This window comes from Candidatus Bathyarchaeota archaeon (genome assembly GCA_026014585.1).
Taxonomy (GTDB): Archaea; Thermoproteota; Bathyarchaeia; order Bathyarchaeales; family Bathycorpusculaceae; genus Bathycorpusculum.
Genome location: JAOZIA010000024.1, coordinates 114,434 through 132,833 on the forward strand (window position 1 = coordinate 114,434; position 18,400 = coordinate 132,833).

The window sequence follows — 18,400 nt, forward strand, 5'->3', positions numbered from 1 at the left end:
CCACAAATTTTTAGCATATACTTACTGGACAGACCAAAAAAGATAGATTTTAGACTGCGCAATAAACCCAAGTTTTTTTAGAGATATGGCAAGCTCCGAAGGCTTGAGTTGAGTGATTTTTTCTGCGAATTCTGGATGCCGTGGATAGACATTTTTTATGTTAACTAACCTTCTGCGCACACCCGCATCCTTCTGAGAAAGCTCCAACAAAACCGTCTTAACCGCTTCCGCACCTACCTGCTCCATTTTCCGCTCCGAAATGCTTGTTGCCGAAAGCAATGCTGTGTCAAAGCCGAGTTTTTCCAGTTTCTCAAGCGCCGCTGTTACGTGTTTGCTGGGTTGGCTTTCCGTAATTTTCCTCATGCCCGCGTTCTCAAAGAAGGGGTTGTATTTTGCCATGACCGCAACGGTTTCAACATTGGTTCCCACAAGAGACAGCGTTTCTGCAACAAGTTTTTCGCCTAAGCCAATGCTGCGGTATTTAGGGTGAATTACAACGCGGCTGATGGTTGTGATTTCCTTGTTGAGTTGTTGCATGTTGCCTTTCCAGACTTTGGCGCGTCCAAAACATATCGGAGGCGGGTTGCTGTAGACGATGACTCCGCAGAGTTCGTCTTTGCGTTTTAGGGTGAAGATTTTTTTGGGTGGGGGTAGGCGGGTTTCGCGGTAATGGAATTGGCTGAGGGTTTTGTAGTCTGCGGTTGTTCCTTGCGTGATTTCCATTTGTCGGGTTAGGCTGCATTTTTTTGTTTTAGCCCGTGGGTGGTATTTGATGGTGATTTCTTTGCCGTAGCGTTTGTGAATGTGCACGTTTGGCGCAAAATCTTTGAGAATATCCTGATGTGTTGTTGCGGCAATTACTGCTTTTCCCATTTTTCGGGCCAATTTTTGAATGTTAAACGCTAAAATCTTGGCAGTATCGCGGTCAAGGCTGCTGGTGAACTCGTCAAGAACCCAAAACGGCTTACCCGAAGCAGCAAGCAGAGCGGTTTGGTAGCGGTGCTTTTGCCCATCGCTGAGTTGCTGGTATGGGCGTAGGAATAGGAAGGCATCGTTTAAGCCGACTTGGCTTAGGATTTGAATTGCCTGTGTGGTGTTTTCTCCGATGGTTTCGATTATTGGGATTTCTGCGTTTATTGGAACATCTTTTGCGTCTATAGCTTCCTCGCCTAAATCGGCTTTTATGGCTTTAAGCAGTGCGGATTTGCCGCTTCCGCTGTCCCCCGTGATTAGCACTACATCAGTTGGGCTGATTTTGATGTTAACGTTGTCATAGAGGGTGAATTGGCGGGTTTGGTCAACTCCTAATCCGAAGGCTTCGGCAACTTCTTTTGAACGCTCCGTTAAGGTGGCTGGTGCTGTTTGGTAGCTGATGTTGATGTTGAAGGTGCCTGTTTGGCGGTTGTAGGTGCGTTTTAGCCTGTTGATGCAAAACTGCTCGGGTCTGCGTCTTGTCATTTTTGTATCACCCAAAACTTTGGCGAAGGCACCGTCCTGGTCGCGTAGGCTGCCAGCGCGAGTGCCCAAAAGCGGTCATCATGCGGTCCCTGCGGATGGGAAAGAAGGAGTCGCCCGTCTTTGGATAACTCGTAGGTTTCAAGGTTTAACTCTGCAATTAGGCTGCTATCGTAGGGTATTAGGAGGCGTTTTTCTGTGACTGCCTGTTTTAGGTGCTGTGCCATTTCCTGCTTGGACTGCACCGTAAATGTGACGCCCTCAATGTTGTTTAGGCCTGTGTTGGTCATGTCCTCGGTGATGTAGTCTCCTACGCCGCTGCTGTCGACGAGGATTTTATGGATATATTGCCAGCGGTCACTGATGGTTTTCACGTAACCAATAACGCTGGCGTACGGTGTCTCCAGGGGGAAGCGGCGCATGTGGATGAGGCTGATTTTTTGTTGCTCAACTTTCACGATTGCCATTACGCTTGGGTCTTGGTGTTTGCCAAGGTCTATTCCTGCGTAAAAGTTGCCTTTGGCTTTTGTGTCAAATCCGACGTATTCGAGTTGGTGGTTGATGCATGGGGTGATTTGGGCTTGTGTGAGCCAGCTGTTTTGGTTTTCTGCCCAGTCGGCTTGCATTTCGCGTTGCCATCGGCAGGGGTCGCCTTCGAGTTGTCGTTTTATGCGTGTGAGGATTTGCTGTTTTAGGGGTCCGTTGGGTTCGAGGGCTTCTTGCCATGTTATGTGGGATTTGGCGTAATCTGCGTATGCTTGGTTGTGGAAGATTTTATAGAAGATGCTGTCGGTTCGCCAGGGCGTGCTGGTGCAGACGAATTTGCCGTTGGTGGTTCCCAGCGTGAAAAGCATTGCATCGTAGAGTTCTTCATCGTTTGGGATGAAGTTAAATTCGTCGGCGTAGACGATGTGGAGTTTGGGTCCTCGGATGGTTTCGGGGTTGTTTGGGTATGCTTCGATGCTGCTGCCGTTGGTGAGGGTGACGCTGGTTCTTTGGGGTTTTTTGTAGGCGGTTTTGGGGAGTTTTTGTAGGAAATTGTTGATGTGTTTGATTATGAGTTTGGTTTGTCGCCAGCTTGGGCCGACGATGCCGATGTTGCTGTTGGGGTTAGATAATGCATAGTGGAGTAGGAGGGCGCTGATGGTGTGGCTTTTGCCTGTTTGGCGTGCCCATCGTGCGGCGGTGAATTGGCTGCTTTGGAATTGGTGGATGAGTTCGGTTTGGTAGACTGTGGGTGTGAAGCCCAGAGTTTGCTGGCAGAAAATGATGGGGTCTTTGGGGAGGTTGAGTTTTTGTTTTTTGTCCTCAAAATCCATCTTTGCCCTGTTTATGTCGCGCTCCAGCTGCGATAGGGTCATTTTTTATCCATTTCCGCAATGGCTTTTTTGAGCGTTTCAAGTTCATCCTTGATTTGCGTGACATCATAAGTCTTGCTAATGCCATTGATTACTTGGCTAATGTATGTTGCAAGTTTTATCCAATTTTGACGTTCTACTGCCTTGTTACCGCCTGTAGAGCGCGCCTGTTCTGTTGCTATTTCTAAAAGGCTTCTGAGCTCCAAGATAAGTTGGCTGCGAATAGTTTGGGTGTCGCCATCAAATTTTTCAGCCAAATTGGATATTTTTCGTTGAATAAACCGTTTAGGCTGCCCTCGACCCCTCCTATAGGTTTTCTGCATAGGTTGGCTATTAGGCTCCAAATATGTCCGTCTCCTAAGCCTTTTGGGAAATCAAAATCCCCATAACCGTACCCGCCATACCCGTAATGCCCGCAAAAACCTCACTATTCCAGCATCCTGTAACCGCCAAATTCGCAATCTCCACTGCCGAGAGACAAAACGTGAACGCAATCGCAAATTTCGTCCCAAGCACCAGTCGCTCATCAGGCTCCAGTGTGAGTTGCTCTTGCAGGGCGGTTTTGTCGCTGATTCGCCGTGTTAATGCTTTTTTTACCCAATCCGTCAATGGATTCTCACCCTTTGCTGGTGGCATCTGCCTCGGTTGCTGGTGGATTTGTCGCTTTTGGCTTTTTCGTTGAGCGTGAAACTGTGCAGTAGTACCTGTGCTTCATCGGCTTGGACGTGGCTGTTTTGGATTAGGGTGCCGCTGGTTGCCCAAGGCAACGGAATCGCCGTGTAATCGATGTCGTAGAGTCCGTCGGTGTAGCGGAAAGCGTTCTGCGCCAAAATCACATGCTCACGCCGCTTCCCCATAATGCCGATAAAAACGCCCCACGACTTGACGGGAACATCAATGCCCGCTGCGCCGTTGCTTAGGCTTTTGCCGATGCTTGCGTCACACCACTCGATGCAGACTAGGTCGCCTGCTTGTAGGTTTTTGATTTGGTTGGTTATTTCTTTCAATGTCCTTCTCTTCCTCCTCAACCAAGAAAGGACTGAGTCTTGAATATAAAGACTCACGAAATTCAGAAATTTACAAATTATTAAATTTACAAGTACAGACAACTACTCATTTACAAGCTACAGCTTTTTTAACAAAGTTAGCTATTTCATCAGGAACAACTTTATCATTTTTTAGCTGATTAATTATCAAACTTCTTAAAGCTTCGATATTAAGCGTTCTTTTTTCAGGTGTCACAATTTTATTTATTAACTCTTTTAGAACGAGTTTTCCATCACAAAGTTTCAACCAGTCTTTTTCCCACAAGGAGTTAACAACGATTTCTTTTTCTTCAACCAGTTCCTGTAGGGATTTTCTATCCAATTGTTCAGAAAGTCTACCCTTTTTAGTCTCACCAAAAGTAACAACAGCATCTTCTAACTGTTGGAGGGATTTGCCAATTGCCGGAAAATTAAAAGAGTTGGATAATAATCTACGATTAATTTCTAAACCAACCAATGAAGCGATAACCTCCATTTTTAATGAATCTGCAATATTTTTTAATATTTTATCTAATTCATCAGGTGAAGATATAGATTTGACACCCAAGGCAGTAAAAACCTTGAATATTATTTGAGAATCTAAAAGATAGTTTTCCATTGTCCTTCGACTTAGAACTAGAACTTTTTCACCATATTTTTTGTAGATATCACTAACTTTCTCATCTGAGAGCAAATCTCGATCTCTGATCATATAAAATGAATCGTACTGAGCTACCTGATCTAAAAGCGCTGTTACTACTTGACTTAAATTATTGTTAGCTTTAACGCCTTCCGTCTTAACGAAGCTGACCCTATCCAAATGATCTTCAAATAAATTCTCAAAAAACTCTTTATCGGTGGGTCCTTCTACAAAAATAATTTTGTCTGAGATAAGTTGAATTCCTGTAGATGCGCCGAGCAGTTTTAGAGTTTCAAACCGGCTTTTCTTACGTGAACAAAGTTCAATTTGGTTGTTTCCACTTTCGTCGTCAACATTTAATTTATAAAGGTTTTCAAGTGGAATTGAACCAATAATTTCAAGTGAATGTGTGGTTGCCCATATTTGGTTGCCTTCCTCAGCCATCTTTTTAAGATAATGTAATACTTTTCGCTCAAGCGCTGCATTTAAGTGAACATCAGGCTCATCAAAGAGTATTATCGAACCAAAGAGTTTATTCTTGAGAATATTAGCATAGCACATTAAAATTTCTTTTTCACCAGAACTCAAAAAATCAATTTCATGAACACCACACGGTGTTTTTACAGGGAAGTGCCATTGAAAAGCTTTATCTACGGTAACTCCATCAAACTCTTTTGGCTCAAAAAAATCTTTAAAAAATTCTTTTATTCTTGGCAAAAATTGACTAGCTTCATCAGATAGACTTAGCTTATCAAAAACAAACATAGTAACCAAATAATTCTTTAATTTATGAAATTTTTGTTGGGATTTAGCAATTCGCTCTAATGACTCTTCGTCATTAGCAATTAAAAGATCAGCAATACTATTTCTTGAAATAGGTAGTTCCCTATGAGACGGGATGTATTCGAATAAACCAATTTTATCGTTAGGATCATAATGTCCAAAAATTTCAGTTAAAAGCTCGGAGGTAATGATATTTTTAATTTCTCCGCTCTTCCCAATTCTTATAGTGGCGGTTAAAAGCCCATTATTTTTTAATAATTCAATTTTAAATTTTTCGGACAGCTGAGATAAATAAATTTTTTCTTCAGAAGACAATTCAATTACTAGCCCAATTTCAGCAAAGTTTGCGTTAATTTTGACTACATTTTTTAAATCACTTTTAAAATCGTTAGATTTTATGCTATACAACTCACTATTTCCATAAGGACCTATAGCTGCTTTAAATACCCTTATTGCATCAAAAATCGCAGTTTTTCCACAGCCATTTGGTCCAGCTATAACGACAAGATTAGGTAAACTCACCATTTTTAATTGAGCGATACTCTTAAAGTTTTTAATTTCTAATTCTTTTATTTTAAACTTGAGTACACCTTGTTTAAAAGTACCGATTTAGCTTTTAATTCTTTGCTTGTTCCTTGCTATTTTTAAGTATCTTTAGTTTGTTTTTGTATTTGTTGTATTGGTTCTTTTAGTGTTGGGATGTTGGTTTTGATTGCTTTCCAGAGGGTTTCTGTGTCTACTCCGAAGTAGGCGTGGATTAGTTTGTCTCGCATTCCCGCCATTTGTTTCCATGGAAGCTCAGGATACTGGGTCTTTATTTGTTCGGGGATGTTTTTGGAGGCTTCTCCGATGATTTCTATGCTGCGTACGACGGCGTTGAGGGTTTTGCGGTCTTTAACAAATTCCTCATAGCGCATATTGCCCACAAAGGTTTCCACGTCATCGATGGCAACCAAAATGTCCTGCAAATAATCCCGAAAGTCGCGGCGTTTCATACCATGACGACTTCCTCAAGAATCCGCTCACCAATATGTGGCTTGAGCGCTTTTTTAGACACCAAGTCAACTTTTACACCCAGCAAACCTGCGAGGTACATTTCCAAATCCATAAACTCAAACAAGCCCACGGGTTCCTCAAATTCCACCAGCACATCCACATCACTTTTTTGCCGTTGTTCACCGCGCACATAGGAGCCAAACACGCCGATGGTTTTCACTTTGAAGCGCTTTTTTATTTCGCCTTTGTGCTGTGAAAGGGTGTGTTTGATGTCCTCGATGGTTTGCATACTTCAAACTCTGAGAGCAGGGGATTTAAGCTTTTTCAAAATTGGGTTAGTTTGTTTTTTCTTGTGTTTTTCTGTACAGTGCCTTATCGATTATGCGCACGGGGAGGTTTTGTTTTTTTGCGGTTTTGCGCAGTGCTGCCAGCAGTCGGGTGTAGCTTTGGGGGGTTTGTATGCCTGGGGGTACGTTGCCAAGGAGCGGTTTCCATGTGGCTGCATCTAAAACGCCAAATTCTTGGGGATTAAAAAATGTGAGTATTACGCTTGCAATAGCTGGGCTGACGCCTTCTAGTGTGGTTAGGCAGTTTATGCGGAAGATGTCATCGGCTTGGGGTAGGCTGAGGGCTTGGCTGGTTACGCGCTCCACTCTTTCGGGGTCATTGCGGGCGACCAGTTCTTTGGCTCGAGCGACTTTTTCAGCGTCCCCTTTATACTTCCACTCCGCAACCACCAACAGGTCGGATAGTGTGAGTTGTTTGTTTTTTCGGATTTTTGCGCCAAGGTCCCGTTCGCGTCCTGCTTGCCATCCGTAGGCTTTGTCGTATTTGCGGCTCCACATTAGAAAGTCAGCTTTGTCCACACAATTCACCAATGCACAGTAGGTGGGTTTTGGGGTTTTTTTGGGTTGCCCTAAAATTTTTTCAAAAATAAGAGGTGGGGGATTAGTTTTGGTCTACTAGATGGGCTGTGCCGTCGGGGCAATACACTTTTTCACCCTTACCAACACGCTTGTATCGTTCGCTGCAGATGTGAATCATTTCACAGCCGTCGCAGTCTCTGCTCAACATTTTTTCGCCTCCTTTGGGGCGTTGGTGTTGGGCATTTTTTGCATTTAAGGTTTTGTAACATGGACGTATATACAGAGACAAAAATTTTGGGTAAAAAACAAGCGGGGTTATATTGGGGGGTTAGAAGGAGCAGGGGGTGGCTGTCTTTGTTGGCAATTAGCTGTATTGTGCTGCAAGATTGGGCTTGGTGCCAAAGGACTTGAGCGCATGTGCCACGCGGAACCGGACGTACACAATAATCAGGAAGGGCACTAAGCCAAACCTGTACACGCCAATACGGTTAACTCCAAACTTGACACGCCATTTTCCTCTTTGTTTGTTTTGCTCTGGAAAACAAGTATGCATGATTGCGCATTTAAAGGGTTTTGAGAAATGTTCATAAAAATTAAGAAATACCCTACACACGTCAACAAACCATCAGAAACAAGAAGCAGTCTTCCAGTTTCTAGCCCACACAACTAAACAATTAACACGACGTCGCCACGTACTAATCCAAAAAAACATTCAAATCCTCAACCCTAAAACAAACCCACACAACATCCCCAACAGTCACACCCAAGTGCTTGATAAACTGAGAAGAAACCCGCGTCTTCAAAATAAACCCTAAATCCAAAGTAACCATCGTAGTAGAGCGCATCTGAACCATCTCCGAAATAACCGCCCGAACAGAGTTCAAACCCGATTGATTAACAGGCTGCACTGAAAGAGTTACATCATCAGGTTTAACGGTGACTGCCACACGTTTACCCACAAACTCCGAAGCACCAAGAGCCAAAAACTGCATGCCACCCGCATCAACCTGCAGCAGCCCATCCACTGTTTTAGCAGCTTTGCCCTCAAACACGTTAATACCCAAGAATTTGGCGACGTATCGGGAAGAGGGTTTTTCAAAAACGTCAATTTTACCACCGATTTGCTCGATGTGACCGTTTCCCATGACGGCTATGCGGTTTGACATCACGTAGGCTTCAGAGAGGTTATGCGTCACGTATAGCACGGTGATTTTGAGGGATTGCAGATAATTTTTGAGTTCCAATCTGAAGGATTCGCGGAGTTGGGGGTCAACTGCCGAGACAGGCTCATCCAGCAGCAGGACATGGGGTTCGGTGGCTAATGAACGGGCAAGGGCGACGCGTTGTTTTTGTCCACCGCTAAGTTGAGAAGGATAAAACTCTGCATGGTCTTTGAGTCCGACGAGGTCGAGCATATTTTGGGTTTTTTGTTTGATTTCTTGCTGTGACAGGTGTAGGGTTTTTAGGCCGTAGGCAACGTTGTCTTTGGCTTTCATGTTAGGGAAAAGTCCGAAGGTTTGGAAGACGTAGCCGATTTTTCGGTCGCAGGGTTTGGTGCAGACTGTTTTTGTGCCTGCTACTCCGTTAACTAGTACGTTGTTTATGGTGATGGTTCCTTGGTCGGGTTTTATGAGTCCCGCGATTATGTTTAGCAGGGTGGTTTTTCCTACCCCGTTTGGTCCGAGCAGCGAGACGATTTCGTTGTTTTTGATTTCTAAATTCAGGTTGTCAATGATTTTCTTGTTTTTGTAGGATTTGGTGAGGTTTTCTATTGTTATCATTGTTTAACCCCGAATTTTTTCTGCTCCAATAGTTTAATGAGAACAATAACTGCAAAGGAAATGGCAATAAGAATAACGGATAACATTACGCCTGCAAACGGGTCAGAACTCATCAGCACATAAATTGCCAGCGGCATCGTCTGTGTTAACCCCGGCAGGTTCCCCGCAAACATCAAAGTTGCACCAAACTCACCCATTGCACGCGCCCAAGTCAGCATTGTTCCCGAGATAATTGCACTTGAGGTGAGAGGGAGCGAGATAGTGAGGAAAACTCGAAGTCTTGAGCCTGAGAGGATTTTGGCGCTGTTGATGACGTCTTTGTCGAGTTTTTCAAACCCGGTTTTGGCAGCTCGCAGCAGGAAAGGGGAGGCAACGAAGGCTTGGGCTAATATGACAGCGGTGGTGCTGCCTAGAACCTGTAAGCCTAAGAGGTCTATTAGGGGTCCAAAGATGCCTTTTGGCGCAAATGCGTAGAGGAGCGCAACACCTGCGACTGCTGGCGGCAAAACAATGGGTAAATCCACGATGGTGTCAAGTATGGCTTTTCCGGGGAATTTTCTTGTTGCCATAAAGTAGGCTGTGGGAACTGCCAGCACAAATGCAAACGCGGTTGCTATGGCAGAGGTGAATAGGCTTAGTTTGATTGCGTCAATGATTACGCCGTTTTGAAGTTGGTTGCTGACTTGTTGGGGGTCAACTCTTGCGAATATGCCAAAAATAGGCATTATGATAAAAATCATGTAGGTTAATACTATAAGTGCCAAGAATACGAGTGTGATTTTGTTGGATAGTGAAGTTGTGAGGTTTTTGGTCAATATTTTACACCGAGAGAGCCTGATTAATTAAAAAAAGGGGAGAGATATATCATTTTATATTCCGAACCCAAATTGGTTTAGTAATGCTTGCCCGTCAGTGGATAGCCAGAAATCAACAAATTCCTGTGCCAGTTCTGGATGGGTTGTTGTACCGATTGAGGCTATTCCATAAGTGCCGATGGTGTTGACTAAGTCAGGGATTGCCAGAAATTGAACGTTTGCACCTGTCATGGCTCCATAAGTTGCATCTGAACTAAAAGCGATTCCTGCATCACAAGCGCCTAAGTCAAGCGAGATTTTTCCGACAAGATTAGCTACACTTGTCTCGTATGAAACCACGTTTTGGTGTACAGTGGCGTTATAGTTTACGTATTCACCAGTGCTTACATAGTCTGGACTGTTGGGGTTTCCCCAGCTTTGATCGATTTTCCAAAGGGTCTTGTTTGCGTATGATCCGACAGGTATTGAGGGGTCACCTAATACGACGCGTACACCTGATTTTGCTAAGTCGGATAGTGTTTGGATGTTTTGTGTGTTTCCTTCAGCAATTATTACGGATAGACTGTTTGAGGTGAAGTTTGAGTAGGTGTTGTCAAGGGTTAGTGCGTCGTCGGTTAGTTTTATTGTCCATTTGGTGTCTGCGGACATGAAAACGTCGCAGGGGTATCCTTCTGTGATTTGGGTGTAGAGAGTGCTTGAGCCCGCAGAGTTTATTACTAGATGGCAATTGTGTTCTTGTTCGAATGCTTCGGTCATGTTGGCGACTACGTTGTTTAGGCTTGAAGCTATTGAAATGTAAAGTGTGGGTTTTTCGCCTGAGTTGCCGGATAATGCTCCGCTGTAAAAGGCATAACCGGCGATTGAGGCACAGGCTATAACTATGATTACAACCGTGGCTACTATTTTGTTGTTCATTTTGATTCATCCCGATGTTATCGGAGAATCACTTCGTTGGAGATTATAAACGTTTCTCGACCAACAAAAACAAGCAAACATCGAAAGCACCAAAAAATCACATCGCCGCTCAAACAAAAACCAAAAAACACTAAAAAAATAAAGAAATTGGTTAAATTAAGGGTTTACGTATCAGCAAACCTTCAATTGACCGCAACAACTGATAACCAAACAGTATCGCGGCAAAGTAGGTAGGCCACAAAATCACTGGCCAATCACCTGGCGTGTAATGCCACAGCCCCATGGATACTGCAAAAAATTCCATAAGTGCAAGAGAGGCCATGCCGCCAAACGCAAGAAAAACCTGCTCTTTAGCTTCATGTACTGCACCAAACTTGCGCCTTACAAGTGATAGAATTGCCCATGCTGCAAGGAATGCACCGAGCAGTAGGTACCAGTTTAAGTTAAAGTCAAAAAATACATTCATTTAATTCTCACCGTTTTGTTGTTTTTTTCTTTCTCTTTTTCGTTTTTGGTTTGGATTTGCGGTTTGATGGTTTATGGTTTGCCCAGCATTTTTGGCAGTACACGGGTTTGTCTGCTTTAGGCTGGAAAGGTACTTCACATTCTTCGCCGCAACCACTACAAACCGCAGTAAAAGTGGTGTTGGCTTCTTTGTGATAGGGTTTGAAGATTTGGTAGTTTTTTAGTTTAGGCCAACCTGTTTTTGCATACTTTAGCATTTCAGGGTTGTCTTTTAGCCAGCGCATCATGTGGAAAAAGCTTTTACCCCGCTTCTCCTCACGTTCCGCTAAGGGCTCATAGCCTAAATTGCGGATTTCATCCAAATAAGAAATTTCAATTAGCCGTTGGGCTTCACCGATAACTTTTATTCGCTTAACGCGGTCTTCACCGTAAACTTTCCTAAGGTCCTCAGCAGCTACGTCAAAGATGCAGCCTTGGCAAATATGAATTTCTTCGTCTGGAGAAAGGTTAAAGTTTGCGACAAGCTTGGCGACCACTCGGCTGGATTCTTGCAGGTATTCTTTTTCGCAGAAAAGTTCCTGATAGAACCGCACATCAATGAGGTCATATTTGAACTCAGATGTTTCTTCACGGTATGCACCGATTACAACGCCAAAAAGCAAGTCTCCACTGCCTGCGTCGTCAACGATAACTGTCAATTAACTACGGTCCCTCTCTTATCCTTGCCAAGGCAAAACGGCACGCATCTATAAAAATAATTTTCTCAAAAAGAAAGAAAAAACAGGGAAACCGGCATCAACAGAGAAAAAAATCATTCGGAATCACCTCTGAATAAGGGCTAACGCTTAAGCTGCCGAATCAATGCCTTTAACCGTTCCTCATCAGAGAGGCAATCCTTGAGAAGAGCATTTGCCAAAAAATAAATTTTCAAATCGTTCAAAACCGCAAGTTTACGCAGTTCCTTGTGCAGTTCCACTTCAACTTCAATGACCACGCGCTTGTTCAAAATTAGCCCCCTCTCTTTGAGGTTTTGTAGCGGCTCAAGCTTTCAGTTTTAGTTTTCAAAGCGTAAACGTAGTCTGCCAGCAAAGGCTTTTCTCGGCCAAGCTCCAACGAAACCGTCAACATCTGAGTTTTCCCATCCACCAAGTACTCAGCACTAAGCACCCTAAAATAGCCTGAAACATCCTCCTTTGGCAACTCCACAAATACTTTGTCACCAGCCAAAATGGGAGAAGAACCAAAATCAAGCACACTACTCTGCACAGTTAAGCTATCCGCGGGGTCTTTACTGTTTGCCAGCAACGCTTTTGCGTGGGATTCACATTCGGTTTTACTGTAGAGTTCCTCGTTAACCTCAACCAGTTCCCGAACGCCAAAACTTGCTTGGCTCGCGGCGTCCTGTTGTAGGCTGCTGTAGCGGCAACCGCCAAAAAACAAGCCATCCACCCAGAAACTGCCCGTGCCTGTAGTTGCAAACCAGCAGTCCACACGCACCCGCCAAATCTGTGTCCAATCAAACCCGCTGGTTACCTGCCACAAATCCGCGTTTGCGCTGCCCACGGCGATTTGGGTTTGGAACCACTTTTCTGAGCCCATGGTGATTTCGTGTTGGGCGGCTTTGTCGGTGGTATCAAATAGGGTGGGGGTTATGTTGCCGTTGAATGTGTCGTCTCGGCTAAGCCATAGGTTGAGGGTTGGGTAGATTTCTGTGTTTACGATTTTTCCTGCGTTGAGCGTGAATAGACAGCCTGCGCCGTAGAGGTTTTGTGCGTTAGTTTTGATGCTTGCAGAACCCCTAACCTTGTTTGAGGCATCCAAGCTTACTACGCCTGAAACCGCAGTCCATGCACCATCCGAAGGTGTTAAGCTCTCAGTCCAAGCATCCTTATCAGCTGGTGTACTGCAATCAGCGGCGCCATACACGGTGATTTTATTTCGCACTGCACTGATTTCTCGGCTAAACTCGCTACTCTCAATTTTTTCATTAAGGCTGATGGGGCTGGTTTTGCTGTTTTGAGGGAAAAACTCGAATTTGCCGTCAGGAGCCACGCGAAAGTCATAACCTATCACGCCGGATTTATCGCTACTCTTGGCGATTTGGCGTAGGACGTCAAAGACGGGAGTGTCGGAAAAGTCCAGTTTTGTGTAGGTTGTGTCGGTGTCTTCCACGAGTTCACTGCTACCTCTTACATGGCTTAATCCGACATAATAATCCAGCAGGTCACAGATGATGGCCTCACCTTTCATGTTCGCGTATGTTTTAGACACTACACTGCGGAAAAGCCGTTCCCCCCAGCACCTACCCGACACTCGCAAGTAATTTTCCAGTGGAGTTGACTCGTACTTGACGCTTTCCACTCTGCAAGTCAACAAAAGTGGACAGGTGGCGCCTCTGCCAACGCTGATGCTGCCGTCTAATCCGACATTGATAGGGTAGGTGCCGTTGGGGCCGTATTTGCCATTCCAGTTCTGTAGTATAACCTCAAAACTGCTGACCTCCCGAGTGCAACCCAAATGCACTCGAAGTGAAATCACATCGCCTTGAGAAGGGGCAACACTGCCAAAAGCAACTGCAACCGTTGGCGTATCTAAACTCACCTTACTCAACTCCTCGGCGGTACAACTCGTCTTCGCCTGCACGCATTATGCTTCGGCTTCGGGCGGGCATCTCGGCTGCTGTGCTGTTGAAGTTTTGCACACTTGAAGTAGCACTGTTCATACTGTTAGCAAAACTGGCCATTGCGGCGGCTGCGGCAACAATCACAGCAATTCCCACACCAGTCAATGCCAAAAACGTGCCAAAGCTGATGTTTAGGCTGTTTTGAACCATCGTGGCAAATGCGGTTGCGGCAGCGTAAATTTTTTGAGCAGCAGCTACACCCGCGCTAGTTCGCAAAAACGTTCCCATAACGGTAATCATCATCAAAGCACTTGCGATAACTCTTGTTTGGGAATCATCCAGCAAACCGAACTGATTGGCAACATACGCAATTGCTGTTCCTGACGCGCCAATACCGATGATTGCAGAACCCAAATTTTTGATTTTTATAGCTAATTGTTCAGCGTCGGTTCGGATGTTAGCGAATTCGGTGCTTGCACGGTTGACGGCGTTGATGGTTATGGCGATTTCACTAAAGCTCATAGTTGCGCCTCCATCTTTGCTGAGTTTAGGGCTTCGCGTATAACCTGTTCCAGACGGGGTTTGTGCTCTTCAATTGCAGGTCTTAGAAAAGGGTCAGGGTAATGATTGCGTGTACCAAACTCGACTGCAGCAGCATACGCCGCGTAGGCGCCAACTTTCATTTGCCAATTGTGGCTCTCAACGGTGATTGAGCTTCGCAAATAGCCTGTGCGTATAGGTGCTTCCCGTTCCGCTTCAGACTTAACTGCTTCAGCCCAGGCTTCCAGTTGCTCTTGCACTTTTCTTTGCATCTCAACATCAAACCGCTTCATCGCAGCAACAAACTGCTCTGCACCTGCAACATCAACATCAATGGAAACGCTCATGCCGTTTTGCCTCCCGCTCCGCCTTCTGCTTTTCTTCTTCCACTTGCCTGTCTACCTCGTTTAGGATAATGGTGAATTGGTGAATTTTTTGGGCTGACTGCCTGCCGAGTTGACTGGGTGTCCACCCGAATTCTTTGCAGAGGCGGAATTCGGTGATTGCTGGGTGGGGTTTTTGCCGTCGGATTGCTCGGATAAAAAATTGGTTTCCTCCCTGCTGAGCGCGCATAAGCCGTTGACAACCTGCGAGAACAATTCGCCAAGCGCTATGGGAACACCGTTTTCTTCACCCAAAAGTTTCTCCAGAGAGAGAGGATTGCCTTCGGGTTGCTCGCGTAGGGCTGCCCAGATGGTTTCGGCTTGGATAGCTATGAAGTCGCTGTTTTGCACTTGTCCAGTTAGGGAGTGATATTTGGTGTGTTTTTGGATGATGCGGCTGCGTTTTGCCCAGGTGATTTCACCAAAAACGTACTTGCCGGCGTATTCTGCGCCGAATTCTTGTCCTAAAATCATTGTTTGTTTACGCATAACAGGTTGCTCCTTAGGTGATTGTTACTGTTTTTGCTACGAATTGGGTTTTGAGGCTGACGAGGTCTTCGATGCGTGTTGGGGCTGTGGCGTTTTCCCATTTGCAACCGCTGAATGTAGCTTTGGATGTGCCGCCTAAGCCAAATTCTAAGGCGAATTCTTCGTCGTTTATGATGTCGTCGAATTCTTCTTTGGATTCAAACTCGAAAACTACTTCACCTGTGAGGTTACGTTGGCGATTAGGCAAATACTTTAGAATGTTGCCGTTTGAGGCGCGGATGACGGGGACGGCTTTGAGGTTATTTTCTATGCTGAATTTCCAATCGGTGACGCGTTCGAGCACGATTGAGTCTTTTTTGACGTAGCTTTCATAGAAAGGCACGGCTCCTGAGTAATCGTTGTAGGTTGCGCCGTCAATTTTTGCTTCGCCAACAGATAGGTTTTGGCTGAGAAGCTCCACTTCTGCTTTAATTACGTCTTCAATGCTGCATTGAACAGTTGCGCGGTTAAACTTGCAACCACTATAAAGCAGCGAAACTATGTCGGTTGCGGAAGAGAAAACACCCTTAAAATACAGCGCCTGAACGCTCAAAGATTTTCCCAGATCCATCTTTGCGTATTGCAGAAAATTAATTGGGGCATCACTGGGTAGCACATAGCTGATTTTGAGGCTTGGCGCCAACGTGCCCTGTTTGATGGCTTGCAAATCTGCTGAGCCTCCGCCGCGGAGTTTTATGTTGTTGGGGTTTACTGTGGGTTCTATGCTCTGGGCGGGGGCGCTTAGCATTGTGGGGGTTGTGGGGGTTTCTCCATAGGTTGATTCGTCAACGTAGAAGAATTTGCTCTCATTTGAAGTGTATATTTCGGTCATTTTTTTATTCTCCGATGTTTTCGATGAACCATGATTTTAGGGTGAATTCGGTACGGTAAATTGGGGGTTTGAGGTCCACGCGATCATTGTTGCGGTAGCTTGCAACGTCGCAGTAGGTTATCCCGTTGGTTGAGAGAGTACAAGAAACATAATCGCAGAAGAGTTGTGCTGGTTCCTCGCCGTCGCTTGCACCTAAGGTGGAAGCAAAAAACCAAACGTAGCCGTCTTCATCAACATAGTTGGGTATGCTGGACGTGAGCGTTAATGTTCTGGTTTTGTCGCCGGAGGGTGTTATGCTGGTTTGAAAGTTCTGCCAAGCGCCAACTGCCTGATTCCAAACTGCAATTTCATAACCGTTTATTTCAGGTGCAAACCCACAACCTTCAAACTCAAAAACCACGGATTTAGCATCACTTGCTCTACAACCCAGTTTAACTTGGAAAAGCAACGTGGCGAATTCACCGTTTCCACTGCTGATAACTTGATGACGCAGGTCATCACTGTACCAGAGGTTTTCTTTTTGGGCATCCGACAGTTCAACCCAGTTTTCCGTATTAGGGGCAGCTTGACTGTCACCCACGTAGGCTTTGCAGACTGTTTCTCCGACAGCAGGTGTTGCAAAATCGTAAGTTACTGTGTTGGGTGTTGCACGGTTTTGTCGGATTACTCGGTTTACTTCATCCACAATTTTTGTCCGCATTGCTTTTCCTTTTTCTGATATATTTGGCGTGTCGGTTGCCCAAATATTAACTTTTACAGTCTGCATTCTTCGGCGCAGTTTGCCGCTTAACTCAATTTTCTGGTCTAAACTTTCAATTAATCCGACAGTAACTTGACCACCCAATCCCTTCAATGCATCAATGTTTTGGTATTCACCAGACACACTAACCGCTGCTAAGACGCCACTGTCCTTAACGACACGTAACTTGTTTTTTAGCAATCGGGCAATTGTTGCGGTTGGGTCTTCACAGGTGCTCATTGGTTATGCAGTCTCCTAAGGGCAGCTTTTATGAAAGCAGGCTGATTTTGGAAAACGAAATCCTGCACGCTAACAACCTCATAATCTACGCCGTTTCGGCAAATCCTGTCCATTCTGCGAACTGGGGCAAAAACGTGCAAAATCACATAATCATCAACGACATAGCCGGGTTCAAGCAGGATGTTTTCGGCTCTTTGGGGTACAACAACAGCTTTCAAATCCACGCCTGCACCAAAACTTTGGGAATCTCCTGCCTTTGTAATGGAGAAAAGCGTGAGAGTTTCGCCTTTGCTCGCCAGCACCTGCGTAAACCGCGTAACTGGCGCTTGGAAATCCAGCAAAAACTGGCCCAACCAACAAACCGTCGCCATCGCCTGCTTAACCTCCACGTAAGCTAAGTCTGCGTGTTTGGCACCCCAGAACATGAAAGCCTCCGCATTTGCAAGAATGATATTGGCGCTGTGGCTGTAGCTGATTTTATCGTACCCTTCTCGGATTTTTGCGAGGATCCCTGCGGAAACAGAGTCATAGTAGTCGCATGCGGGGGTTTTGGCTTGCACATTTAGATATCCCGCCCAGCAGATTGCGGGGTTGTATGCGGGGTAGATCTGGTTTGCACTTATTGCGGTTAAGGCTTGGTAGGTTTTCTGCACCGTTGGGCTGTAACCTTCATTGTCGTAGAACCCCAGTAGCGCGTATGCGATTGAGTCATCATAAACCTGGTCCTCACCGACGCCTGTGCGGTGCCACTGTCCGTCGCCGTCTGGTTTTGGGTCAAAATAAAGTTGCAAACCCTCAAGCCCATCACGGTAAAAGTCTACAGCATCCCCAATCATACCCTGATACAATTCACGATTTGTGGGATCAGATTCACAAAGCATCTTTAGACCAATTAGGCCATAAAGTGCTTCAACATCCATTTGGCTCAGCCACGCATCCTCCAAGGTGACTGCTCGTGCAAATCCGCCATAGAATTGGTCATGGACACCCAACTGGCTGGGATTGTGTTGCATGTTGAAAAGAAAGGTTCCGGCTGCCAGTTTTGCACTGGCAAGATAGGAGGCGTTGGTGGTTAGTTCGTAGGCTTTCAAGAGTGCGGGCAACACGCGGCAGGCATCCACACTGTAGCAGGCTGTGCTGGTTTCGCTGCTCAAGAAGCCGCCGTATGCTTGTTTTTGGTTGTCTGTGACCTGCTGGGAAATGATGAAGTCGGCGAGTTCAGCGATTTTTTCTTCTATTTCGGCGCTTCGAGTGTCGAACTGGGCGTTGGAGTAGGCTTCGTAGAGGAAATCTACGGCGAAGGCAGCTGAAAAGGCAGCTTTACCCCAAGATAAATCAGGACCCGACTGCGGATTCACATACAAATAAGGCGCATAATCCATGACGAAGTCAAAGTAGGCTTCGGGAACGGGCATT

24 protein-coding genes are annotated in these 18,400 nt (G+C 45.4%); all 24 read right to left on the reverse strand.

Going from position 1 to position 18,400, the window contains the following annotated elements; genetic code table 11:
• Window positions 1-21 precede the first annotated feature (21 nt).
• The 24 genes from NWF01_09825 to NWF01_09940 all read right to left on the reverse strand — a co-directional run bounded on the left by NWF01_09825 (window position 22) and on the right by NWF01_09940 (window position 18,399).
• Window positions 22-1,527, reverse strand: coding sequence for an ATP-binding cassette domain-containing protein (locus NWF01_09825; GenBank protein ID MCW4025315.1), 1,506 nt, complete (start codon window positions 1,525-1,527; stop codon window positions 22-24).
• Entirely contained in the window at window positions 1,455-2,816 is a 1,362-nt protein-coding gene (locus NWF01_09830; protein ID MCW4025316.1) for a terminase family protein, read from the reverse strand. Before NWF01_09830 ends, NWF01_09825 begins: the two co-directional genes overlap by 73 nt.
• Complete coding sequence (locus NWF01_09835) at window positions 2,813-3,157, reverse strand: hypothetical protein (GenBank protein ID MCW4025317.1); 345 nt, start codon at window positions 3,155-3,157, stop codon at window positions 2,813-2,815. The genes NWF01_09830 and NWF01_09835 overlap by 4 nt, the downstream gene beginning before the upstream one ends.
• A 13-nt stretch (window positions 3,158-3,170) precedes the next feature.
• Window positions 3,171-3,422 carry a hypothetical protein gene (locus NWF01_09840; GenBank protein ID MCW4025318.1) on the reverse strand — a complete coding sequence of 84 codons (252 nt, stop codon included), beginning with the start codon at window positions 3,420-3,422 and terminating at the stop codon, window positions 3,171-3,173.
• Window positions 3,419-3,820, reverse strand: coding sequence for a hypothetical protein (locus tag NWF01_09845; protein MCW4025319.1), 402 nt, complete (start codon window positions 3,818-3,820; stop codon window positions 3,419-3,421). The genes NWF01_09840 and NWF01_09845 overlap by 4 nt, the downstream gene beginning before the upstream one ends.
• Window positions 3,821-3,926: 106 nt before the next feature.
• Window positions 3,927-5,834, reverse strand: a complete 1,908-nt coding sequence (locus tag NWF01_09850; protein MCW4025320.1) for an AAA family ATPase — start codon at window positions 5,832-5,834, stop codon at window positions 3,927-3,929.
• A 71-nt stretch (window positions 5,835-5,905) separates the two neighbouring features.
• The gene (locus NWF01_09855) at window positions 5,906-6,256 is read right to left on the reverse strand and encodes a DUF86 domain-containing protein (GenBank protein MCW4025321.1); all 351 of its coding nucleotides are present in this window, start codon (window positions 6,254-6,256) and stop codon (window positions 5,906-5,908) included.
• A complete protein-coding gene (locus tag NWF01_09860) occupies window positions 6,253-6,546 on the reverse strand; it encodes a nucleotidyltransferase family protein (protein MCW4025322.1) in 294 nt (97 codons plus the stop codon). Before NWF01_09860 ends, NWF01_09855 begins: the two co-directional genes overlap by 4 nt.
• Before the next feature lie 46 nt (window positions 6,547-6,592).
• The gene (locus NWF01_09865) at window positions 6,593-7,123 is read right to left on the reverse strand and encodes a hypothetical protein (protein MCW4025323.1); all 531 of its coding nucleotides are present in this window, start codon (window positions 7,121-7,123) and stop codon (window positions 6,593-6,595) included.
• Between the two features lie 82 nt (window positions 7,124-7,205).
• Entirely contained in the window at window positions 7,206-7,331 is a 126-nt protein-coding gene (locus NWF01_09870; GenBank protein MCW4025324.1) for a hypothetical protein, read from the reverse strand.
• Window positions 7,332-7,487: 156 nt separating this feature from the next.
• Window positions 7,488-7,676: a hypothetical protein gene (locus tag NWF01_09875; protein MCW4025325.1), complete on the reverse strand. Its 189-nt coding sequence runs from the start codon at window positions 7,674-7,676 to the stop codon at window positions 7,488-7,490.
• Between the two features lie 142 nt (window positions 7,677-7,818).
• On the reverse strand, window positions 7,819-8,904 hold the full coding sequence (locus NWF01_09880) for an ABC transporter ATP-binding protein (GenBank protein ID MCW4025326.1): 1,086 nt from the start codon (window positions 8,902-8,904) through the stop codon (window positions 7,819-7,821).
• Entirely contained in the window at window positions 8,901-9,719 is an 819-nt protein-coding gene (locus tag NWF01_09885; protein MCW4025327.1) for an ABC transporter permease, read from the reverse strand. Before NWF01_09885 ends, NWF01_09880 begins: the two co-directional genes overlap by 4 nt.
• 54 nt (window positions 9,720-9,773) lie before the next feature.
• Window positions 9,774-10,634, reverse strand: coding sequence for a molybdate ABC transporter substrate-binding protein (modA, locus tag NWF01_09890; protein MCW4025328.1), 861 nt, complete (start codon window positions 10,632-10,634; stop codon window positions 9,774-9,776).
• Between the two features lie 151 nt (window positions 10,635-10,785).
• Window positions 10,786-11,100 carry a hypothetical protein gene (locus NWF01_09895; GenBank protein MCW4025329.1) on the reverse strand — a complete coding sequence of 105 codons (315 nt, stop codon included), beginning with the start codon at window positions 11,098-11,100 and terminating at the stop codon, window positions 10,786-10,788.
• Between the two features lie 7 nt (window positions 11,101-11,107).
• Window positions 11,108-11,797 (reverse strand): hypothetical protein, encoded by a 690-nt coding sequence (locus tag NWF01_09900; GenBank protein MCW4025330.1) that lies wholly within the window; start codon window positions 11,795-11,797, stop codon window positions 11,108-11,110.
• A 140-nt stretch (window positions 11,798-11,937) separates the two neighbouring features.
• Window positions 11,938-12,105 carry a hypothetical protein gene (locus NWF01_09905; GenBank protein MCW4025331.1) on the reverse strand — a complete coding sequence of 56 codons (168 nt, stop codon included), beginning with the start codon at window positions 12,103-12,105 and terminating at the stop codon, window positions 11,938-11,940.
• A 2-nt stretch (window positions 12,106-12,107) separates the two neighbouring features.
• Window positions 12,108-13,700, reverse strand: coding sequence for a hypothetical protein (locus NWF01_09910; protein ID MCW4025332.1), 1,593 nt, complete (start codon window positions 13,698-13,700; stop codon window positions 12,108-12,110).
• Between the two features lies 1 nt (window position 13,701).
• Complete coding sequence (locus tag NWF01_09915; GenBank protein ID MCW4025333.1) at window positions 13,702-14,244, reverse strand: hypothetical protein; 543 nt, start codon at window positions 14,242-14,244, stop codon at window positions 13,702-13,704.
• Window positions 14,241-14,609: an HK97 gp10 family phage protein gene (locus NWF01_09920; protein MCW4025334.1), complete on the reverse strand. Its 369-nt coding sequence runs from the start codon at window positions 14,607-14,609 to the stop codon at window positions 14,241-14,243. Before NWF01_09920 ends, NWF01_09915 begins: the two co-directional genes overlap by 4 nt.
• A 60-nt stretch (window positions 14,610-14,669) precedes the next feature.
• The gene (locus tag NWF01_09925) at window positions 14,670-15,134 is read right to left on the reverse strand and encodes a hypothetical protein (protein ID MCW4025335.1); all 465 of its coding nucleotides are present in this window, start codon (window positions 15,132-15,134) and stop codon (window positions 14,670-14,672) included.
• A gap of 13 nt (window positions 15,135-15,147) precedes the next feature.
• Window positions 15,148-16,005, reverse strand: a complete 858-nt coding sequence (locus NWF01_09930; protein MCW4025336.1) for a phage tail tube protein — start codon at window positions 16,003-16,005, stop codon at window positions 15,148-15,150.
• Between the two features lie 4 nt (window positions 16,006-16,009).
• Window positions 16,010-16,984, reverse strand: coding sequence for a hypothetical protein (locus NWF01_09935; GenBank protein ID MCW4025337.1), 975 nt, complete (start codon window positions 16,982-16,984; stop codon window positions 16,010-16,012).
• Window positions 16,981-18,399 carry a hypothetical protein gene (locus tag NWF01_09940; protein ID MCW4025338.1) on the reverse strand — a complete coding sequence of 473 codons (1,419 nt, stop codon included), beginning with the start codon at window positions 18,397-18,399 and terminating at the stop codon, window positions 16,981-16,983. Before NWF01_09940 ends, NWF01_09935 begins: the two co-directional genes overlap by 4 nt.
• Between the last annotated feature and the right edge of the window lies 1 nt (window position 18,400).

Coding starts and splice junctions, on each gene's coding strand:
- NWF01_09895 (MCW4025329.1), bottom strand. CDS start 11,100: ATGAATGTATTTTTTGACTTTAACTTAAACTGGTACCTACTGCTCGGT.
- modA (MCW4025328.1), bottom strand. CDS start 10,634: ATGAACAACAAAATAGTAGCCACGGTTGTAATCATAGTTATAGCCTGT.
- NWF01_09875 (MCW4025325.1), bottom strand. CDS start 7,676: ATGCATACTTGTTTTCCAGAGCAAAACAAACAAAGAGGAAAATGGCGT.
- NWF01_09920 (MCW4025334.1), bottom strand. CDS start 14,609: ATGAGCGTTTCCATTGATGTTGATGTTGCAGGTGCAGAGCAGTTTGTT.
- NWF01_09940 (MCW4025338.1), bottom strand. CDS start 18,399: ATGCCCGTTCCCGAAGCCTACTTTGACTTCGTCATGGATTATGCGCCT.
- NWF01_09870 (MCW4025324.1), bottom strand. CDS start 7,331: ATGTTGAGCAGAGACTGCGACGGCTGTGAAATGATTCACATCTGCAGC.
- NWF01_09930 (MCW4025336.1), bottom strand. CDS start 16,005: ATGACCGAAATATACACTTCAAATGAGAGCAAATTCTTCTACGTTGAC.
- NWF01_09915 (MCW4025333.1), bottom strand. CDS start 14,244: ATGAGCTTTAGTGAAATCGCCATAACCATCAACGCCGTCAACCGTGCA.
- NWF01_09860 (MCW4025322.1), bottom strand. CDS start 6,546: ATGCAAACCATCGAGGACATCAAACACACCCTTTCACAGCACAAAGGC.
- NWF01_09925 (MCW4025335.1), bottom strand. CDS start 15,134: ATGCGTAAACAAACAATGATTTTAGGACAAGAATTCGGCGCAGAATAC.
- NWF01_09855 (MCW4025321.1), bottom strand. CDS start 6,256: ATGAAACGCCGCGACTTTCGGGATTATTTGCAGGACATTTTGGTTGCC.
- NWF01_09935 (MCW4025337.1), bottom strand. CDS start 16,984: ATGAGCACCTGTGAAGACCCAACCGCAACAATTGCCCGATTGCTAAAA.
- NWF01_09830 (MCW4025316.1), bottom strand. CDS start 2,816: ATGACCCTATCGCAGCTGGAGCGCGACATAAACAGGGCAAAGATGGAT.
- NWF01_09880 (MCW4025326.1), bottom strand. CDS start 8,904: ATGATAACAATAGAAAACCTCACCAAATCCTACAAAAACAAGAAAATC.